This window comes from Kitasatospora sp. NPDC057936 (assembly GCF_042887525.1).
In the GTDB taxonomy this organism is placed as follows: Bacteria; Actinomycetota; Actinomycetes; order Streptomycetales; family Streptomycetaceae; genus Kitasatospora.
This window is the reverse complement of the sequence record NZ_JBHVPD010000183.1, coordinates 1-6432: the sequence shown is the minus strand read 5'-3', so window position 1 is coordinate 6432 and position 6432 is coordinate 1. Positions and strand designations below refer to the sequence as shown.

General features: G+C 73.2%; 5 protein-coding genes. 3 read left to right on the top strand and 2 right to left on the bottom strand.

Annotated features, from left to right (window positions below; all coding sequences use genetic code 11):
* The first annotated feature begins 519 nt into the window (after positions 1–519).
* Positions 520–987, top strand: a complete 468-nt coding sequence (locus tag ACFVU9_RS45050; RefSeq protein ID WP_380448929.1) for an SRPBCC family protein — start codon at positions 520–522, stop codon at positions 985–987.
* Between the two features lie 26 nt (positions 988–1013).
* Here ACFVU9_RS45050 and ACFVU9_RS45045 read toward each other — a convergent pair whose 3' ends face one another.
* On the bottom strand, positions 1014–1508 hold the full coding sequence (locus ACFVU9_RS45045) for a hypothetical protein (protein WP_387603813.1): 495 nt from the start codon (positions 1506–1508) through the stop codon (positions 1014–1016).
* A 267-nt stretch (positions 1509–1775) separates the two neighbouring features.
* Between ACFVU9_RS45045 and ACFVU9_RS45040 the strand changes: the two genes are divergently transcribed.
* Together ACFVU9_RS45040 and ACFVU9_RS45035 are read left to right on the top strand one after the other, a co-directional pair.
* Positions 1776–2192 carry a hypothetical protein gene (locus ACFVU9_RS45040; RefSeq protein ID WP_387603810.1) on the top strand — a complete coding sequence of 139 codons (417 nt, stop codon included), beginning with the start codon at positions 1776–1778 and terminating at the stop codon, positions 2190–2192.
* Positions 2189–2608, top strand: a complete 420-nt coding sequence (locus tag ACFVU9_RS45035; RefSeq protein ID WP_387603807.1) for a thiol-disulfide oxidoreductase DCC family protein — start codon at positions 2189–2191, stop codon at positions 2606–2608. Before ACFVU9_RS45040 ends, ACFVU9_RS45035 begins: the two co-directional genes overlap by 4 nt.
* Before the next feature lie 132 nt (positions 2609–2740).
* Here ACFVU9_RS45035 and ACFVU9_RS45030 read toward each other — a convergent pair whose 3' ends face one another.
* Positions 2741–5797 (bottom strand): AAA family ATPase, encoded by a 3057-nt coding sequence (locus ACFVU9_RS45030; protein ID WP_387603804.1) that lies wholly within the window; start codon positions 5795–5797, stop codon positions 2741–2743.
* Between the last annotated feature and the right edge of the window lie 635 nt (positions 5798–6432).

Genomic DNA, 6432 nt, shown 5'->3' with positions numbered 1-6432 from the left:
TTCGAGCCGCCTTCCAGCGGGCCCTCCGGGCGCTTCGTTCTTTCGTGTTTCCAGCTTATCAGATGTTTTCCGCTCCGTTTTCCGGAGTTTCATTCGTCCGATTCGCTGGTGTCTTTCGGCGCTGTTGCCCCGTCCGACGTTCCAAACTCTAGCCGATCCCCGCTCCGCAAAGCGAATCCGGCCGAAGTCTGAATGCAATCCCGATAAACGCGCACACCGAATACGCACCGAGCCGAACGCGCACATGGCGAGCCCGACCCGCTTCGTACCGGGACGTGGTGTCTTTCGTGGATTTGGCCGCTCCGGGACCGTCCGCGCCGATGCGTGTCCGGTGCTCCCTGTCGAGCGACTCGGGAACACTACTCCGCCTCCACTCCCGAGGCAAAACGGCGGCCACGGTCCGCCGGTCGCCGTACCGGCCGGGGCGAGCGCCTTCCACCGAGCGCCGGCGGCCGGTCGGCGCAACCCTGGTTGTGAGGCCTGAGTGCGCCGAGATCCGGAGAGGGCCCGATCAGCACCATGACGATTGACGAGACCGCCGAACGGGTGATCCCGCTGCCGCCCGACGTGGTGGCCGGCTATGCGATGGACTGGCGCCACGACGCCGAGTGGACCCAGGGCATCCGCGAGGCCCGGCTGACCCGTGAGGCAGACGAGGGCGGGTTCGGTGTCGGTGCCGAGGTCACCCGTACGGCGCACTTCCTCGGCAAGCGCATCGACTACGTGCTGCGCGTGGCGGAGTACGAGCCGCTGCGGCTGCTGGACATGGTCTCGGTCGCCGGTCCGATGCCGATGCACGTCACCTATCGCTTCGCCCCGCACCCCGGCGGCACCCTCGCCCGGATCCGGGTGCGGGGCGACGCCGGAGGCTACTACCGCCTGGCCGCGCCGATCATGGCGCGCAAGGTCCGCTCGTCCATCGCCAAGGACCTGCGCGACCTCGAACGTCGACTCCGTCCTTCCCGTTGGGCGACTGGATCCGAATAGGTGACCGCGGGCAGGTCCTCGCCGAGTCAGAGGACCTCGGTCTGCTGCGGGGTCACGTAGTGGGAGTACTCGCCGACCTGCACGATGTAGCCCTTCGGGGGCTCCAAGGACGTCGTCCACCAGATCCCGGTGACCTCCCCGACAGCATCCGCCGTCGCGCCCGGGGTGTCCGACTCCATACGGATTCGGACGCGGGTTCCCTCGGGCAGGTCGCTGCGATAACGGGGCGGCATGCCGGGATGAAGTCCTCCCCGGGAGACCAGGAACTCCGGCCGCAGCCTCCAGGGGCTGCCGTCCTCGGTCTCCACCGAGTAGAGCGGTCCGACCCGGCCGTCGCGCTCGTCCTGCGCAATGGCACACCCGACGATCACACCACGGCTGCCCACGGTCTCCGGCCCGAGCCGGCCCAGATCCGGGACGGGCGGGTGCGGCGTCGCCAGTTCCACCATCTCGCCGTAGACCAGCGTGGCCGGCTCGGGCCAGGGAGTCTCGTCCAGCAGCCACCGATGCCCGACCGTCATGAGCCCCTCCCGTTCATGGCCTCGGTGGACCCGCCACACCATATCCGCGAGGCGGTTGGCCGGAGCAGCCCGATCGGCTCTCCGGCCGCACGCTCCCGAGGCCTCGGCCGGCCCGGCGCCGACCACCGTCACGTCGGATCCGCTCATTCAGGCAGTCACAAGCGTCCGAAGATCACCCCCCGCCGGCATTGAACACGTTCAAAGTGGCGCTACAGTGTTCCTCGACAAGGTTTTGAACGCGTTCGAAACGCGGAGGGGAGTAGTCCCGTGGACTACACAGTCGTCAGCTACGCCGTCTATCTGCCGATCGCCACCGGTGTGACGATCTGGGTGGCCCGCACGCTCAGCCGGAACGGCCGGATCTTCCTGGCGGACGTCTTCGCCGGGGACGACCGGCTCGCCGACGCCGTCAACCACCTGCTCGTGGTCGGCTTCTACCTGATCAACCTCGGGTTCGTCGCGCTCTGGATGCGCAGCGACGAACAGGTGGGCAACGTCCAGGGCGTCTTCAACGCGCTCTCGTACAAGCTCGGCACCGTGCTGCTGGTGCTCGGGGCGATGCACCTCGGAAACGTCTACGTGCTGAGCCGGATCCGCCGCCGGGGCACGCAGGAGCGCGAGCCGATGGCGCCGTCGCGCCCGCCGGTCGCGGCGCAGGGCCACGTCACACCGGGCCCGGCGTGACCGCCGGCCAGGACGCACCGCCGCCCGTGCGGTGGCTCACCGTGCTCCACGATCCCGCCTGCCCGCTCTGTCGCAGCCTCACCGCCTGGCTGCGCGGGCAGCGGCAACTCGTCCCGCTGGAGTTCGTCGCGGCCGCCTCCGCCAAGGCCCACGAGCTCTTCCCCGGGCTCGACCACGACGCGTCGCTCGGCGAGATCACCGTGGTGGGCGACACCGGAGAGGTGTGGCGCGGCCACCACGCCTTCGTCGCCTGTCTCTGGGCGCTGGCCGACCACCGGTCGCTCGCCCGGCGCCTCGCCACACCGGCCGGTCTCCCGCTCGCCCGGGCCGCCGCCTTCGCGGCCGCCCGGATCCGGGCAGTCACCAAGGTGTCGGCGAGCAGCTGTCCGTCGGGAGAGTGTGACGTCCCCGGCTAGGGCCGGGGACGTGACCGGGGCGGTATGGACAGAGGGCAGCCGCACGAGGGCTGCCCAAGAGACGACCGTGGAACGACGATTCCCCCTCCCGTCCGCCAGGTGATCCGGGCCGCCGGGCGGACGGGAGAAGCGTCAGGTGCCGGACGCCTCGGGCCGGATCGGCGGCGGGCCGGGGCGTTGGTCCGCCGCCGGGACCAGAGGCGCCGAGACCGGGTCCGCTGGGACTGGGTCCGCCGGAGCCGGGGGCGCCAGGGCCGTGGCCAGTCCCGCTCGGCCGTCGATGGCCAGCTTCCCGTAGACGTTGGTGAGGTGGACCTCCACGGTGCGCAGGCCGACGAAGAGGTGCTGGGCTATCCCCCTGTTGGTCATGCCCTGGAGGGCGAGGTCCGCGACGCGCCGCTCGGTCGGGGTGAGGGCGTTCACCCCGTGGAACGTGCGGGTGCGCGGACGGTCGCCGACGGCGCGGAGTTCCGCGAGTGCCAGGTCCACGAGCGGGGCCGCTCCGCACTCGTCGGCGACGCTGGCGGCCCGTTGCAGGCAGGTGCGGGCCTCGGGCAGTCGCCCGGCCTTCCGGGCGAGGATGCCGCAGTCGACGAGCGCCTGGGCGTACCGCAGGCGTGCGGGCGCGTCTTCGAGGAGGCCGACCGCCTCGCGCAGCAGTTCCAGCCCTTCCACGCCCCCGAGGACCACGCCCAGCGCGGTCAGGGCGGTGCCCACCGTCTCCGGCACTCCCCAGGCCCGCGCCAGTCCGAGCTCCTCCTCCGCCAGCGACCGGGCCGCCTCGCCGCGCCGCAGCGCCGCCTGGACCAGCGCCGCCTCGGAACGCCATGTGTGGAAGCCGGGGCCGGACATCCCGCGGGCGAGTGCTCGTTCACCGCACCGGAGGAAGTCGGCGAGGCCCTCGTCCAGCCGCCCCTGCGCGACCCGCAGCCGGCCGCGGACCATCAGGACGTGGTCGTTGACCCAGTTGGCGTTCAACTCACCCGCGAGCCCGGCACGTCGGAGAAGATCCTCGGCTTCCTCCGGCCTTCCCCGCCGGATGAGCGAGTCCATCGACGTCGCGGTCGCGAAGACGGCGACGCTGTGCGCCGGCCCGATGTCGATCGCCCGCAGTTCCTCCAGTGCCGAGGCCGCGTCCGCCTGGCTGTCCGCGAGGCGCCCCACCCGTCCCGCCAGGTTCGCGCGCACGCTGAGCGCCTGGAGGCGACCGAGCGCGGAGCCGCGGGCCCGTGCCTGCCGCACGGCGGCGTCCGCGTGCTCCAGCGCCGCCACCGTCTCGCCAGCCGCCCGCAAGGCGACCAGGGCGTCGTAGTAGACGAAGGACTCGTCCGACAGCGGGTCCGCCCCCTCCCCCAGGGCCAGTTCGGCGAGGCTCACGACCTCCTCCGGGCACCGGCCGACCATCGCCGCGCGCAGGCTCAGCAGCGCGGCCAGCGGCCGCCGGACGCCGGTGTCCGGCGCATCGAGGACGTTCAGCTCCATCAGCCGCTCCACGGCGTCCGGGGCGGAGGCCAGGTTGGTCAGGGCGATGTGGATGCGGTCGATCTCCAGACGCAGGGCGTCGGCGGGGTCCGCCTCCCGGATGTGTTCGCTGGTGCGCCGGAGGACCTCCAGCGCCTCCGGGTAGCGGTCCACGGCCAGCATCGCGCCGGCCAGTCTGCGCGCCACCTCGGTCCGCTCGACCGGGTCCTGGGACAGCCGGAGACTGCTCTCCAGGCTTCGGACGGCCACCGGAACGCTGGAGGCGAGCTCCAGCCGGCCGAGCGAGGCCAGCAGCCCGGCCCGTGACTCCTCGCCGGTCTCCTCCCGCAGCGCACGCCGCAGGTACGCCGCGGCCGCTGCGGTCCGGCCCTCCTCGGCCGCCCCTTCGGCGGCCCGGGCCAGGACCTCCGGTGCCCACGCCTCGCCCCGGGGGCCGGGCAGGAGGTGGACGGCGATCCGCTGCGCCGAGGCACCGCGCGCCCGCAGGAAGCGGGCGGCACCGCGGTGGAGTGCCATCCGCCGGCTGGGCAGCACCGTGGAGGCCACGGCCGCGGCGAGGGCCGCGCAGCCGAAGGCCGTCCCTTCCTCCCCGGCGCGGGTCAGGTACTCGGCCCGCACCAGTGCGTGCAGGGCGTCCGCCAGCTGCGGTTCGGCGAGGCCGGTGGCCTCGACCAGCAGGTCGACACTCAGATCTGCGCTGGGGCCTGTGCTCGGGCCTGCGCTGGGGCCTGCGCTCGGGCCGCCGATCGGGCCCACGCCGAGGACGGCGGCGGCCGTCGCCACCGTCGCGGCATGCGGCGCCAGTGCCTCCATCCGCGCGAGCACGGCCGGGCCCACGTCGGTCGGGACGTACTCGGTGATCCGTGCCGCCAGGTCCTCTTCGGTGCGCCGAGGGTCGGTGTGCTGCGGGCCGGTGTACTGCACGTCAGTGTGATGCGGGTCAGCGGCCCGGAGTCCGCGCAGCAGGGCGCGGAGCAGCAGCGGGTTGCCGCCGGTGGCCTCCCGGCAGGCCGTGGTCACGGCCCGGCCCGGGTGCCTGCCGAGGACGTCCTCGGCCAGCGCCTCGACCGCGTCCTCGGCGAGGCCGCCCAGCGTCATCCGGTGCCGGAACAGCGGCACGACGTCGGCGAGGACGTCCGTGTTCGCGTGCGTCCCCTCCTCCCCGAGCGTGGCGAGGAGGACCAGGGGCAGCTCGGCACCACGCCGGAGCACGTAGCGCAGCCAGCGCAGCGAACGGGCGTCGGCCCGCTGGAGGTCGTCGACGGCCAGCACCAGGCGCCTGCCGTCCGTCGCCCGGACCAACCGCCGGTACAGGTCGTCGAGCGCCACCGATTCGGGGGCGGACGCCCAGAGCGCGGCCGGTGCCGGTTCGGCCCACGGCGTCAGGTGGTCGAAGAACCGGCGGACCATGCCGAACGGGAGCTCGCGTTCGAGCGGATCGAGCGCCGCCGACAGCACGAGGACGTCCGGGTCCTCACGGACGCCGGCCAGTGCCTCCCGCAGCAGTTCCGTCTTCCCGCTGCCCCAGGCTCCGCCGAGCAGGACGGAGACGCAGCCGGCTCCCCCGGCGGCGAGCAGGTGCCGGAGCACCTCCGACTCGCGCGCGCGGCCGCGCAGGACGGGCAGGACGGGCAGGACGGGCAGGACGGGCAGCGTGAGCGGCACGTCCGGCACGTGCGGCGCTGCCGCGTCACCGAGATCGATCACTGTTGGGCTTGTCGCCATGTCACACCAGGGCTGTCCGTCTGCGGAGCGCCGCCGTCCTCCGAGGCCGGGAGGGCCGCGGAGGAGCAGGGTGACGCTGTGGAACCGGAGCGGCGGAGGACGCGGCCACGCGGACCTCGCGCCACCACGACCGGACCGGGCCGCTCATGGGTCGATTCTCACCCGTGCGCGTCAACGTCTTGTCAACGTCCTGTCAGCACCCCATCGGCACCCCGCCGGCGCCGTCGGCCGGGCGGCTCCCGCGGCGCGGGGCGCGTCCGCCCGACCTTTCGGTACCGCCCGTCATGTTCCGGTGGGCGGTGCGGCTCTAGCGTGGTGCGGCCGGGTGGTTCGCCGTCAGTGCCCGTTCGGGCGCTGGGAGCCCGCGTGCCGAGCGTGTCGCGTACGGGCCGGCCGGACCCGCCTCCGTCCCCCGCACCACCGCCACGGGACCACCGCCACGGACCCACCCCCGGCGACGTCCGATCCGGCAGGAGCCGGAGGACGCCGGAAGACGCAATGAAGAAGCAAGAGGAGAAAGTCGTTGAGCAACGAGAGCCTGGCCAACCTGCTCAAGGAGGAGCGTCGTTTCGCTCCTCCGGCAGAGCTCGCCGCAGCGGCCAACGTCACCGCGGCCG

Bases quoted from the DNA above. Each gene is read 5' to 3' on its own strand.
- ACFVU9_RS45050 (WP_380448929.1), top strand. From the start codon at position 520: ATGACGATTGACGAGACCGCCGAACGGGTGATCCCGCTGCCGCCCGAC.
- ACFVU9_RS45045 (WP_387603813.1), bottom strand. From the start codon at position 1,508: ATGACGGTCGGGCATCGGTGGCTGCTGGACGAGACTCCCTGGCCCGAG.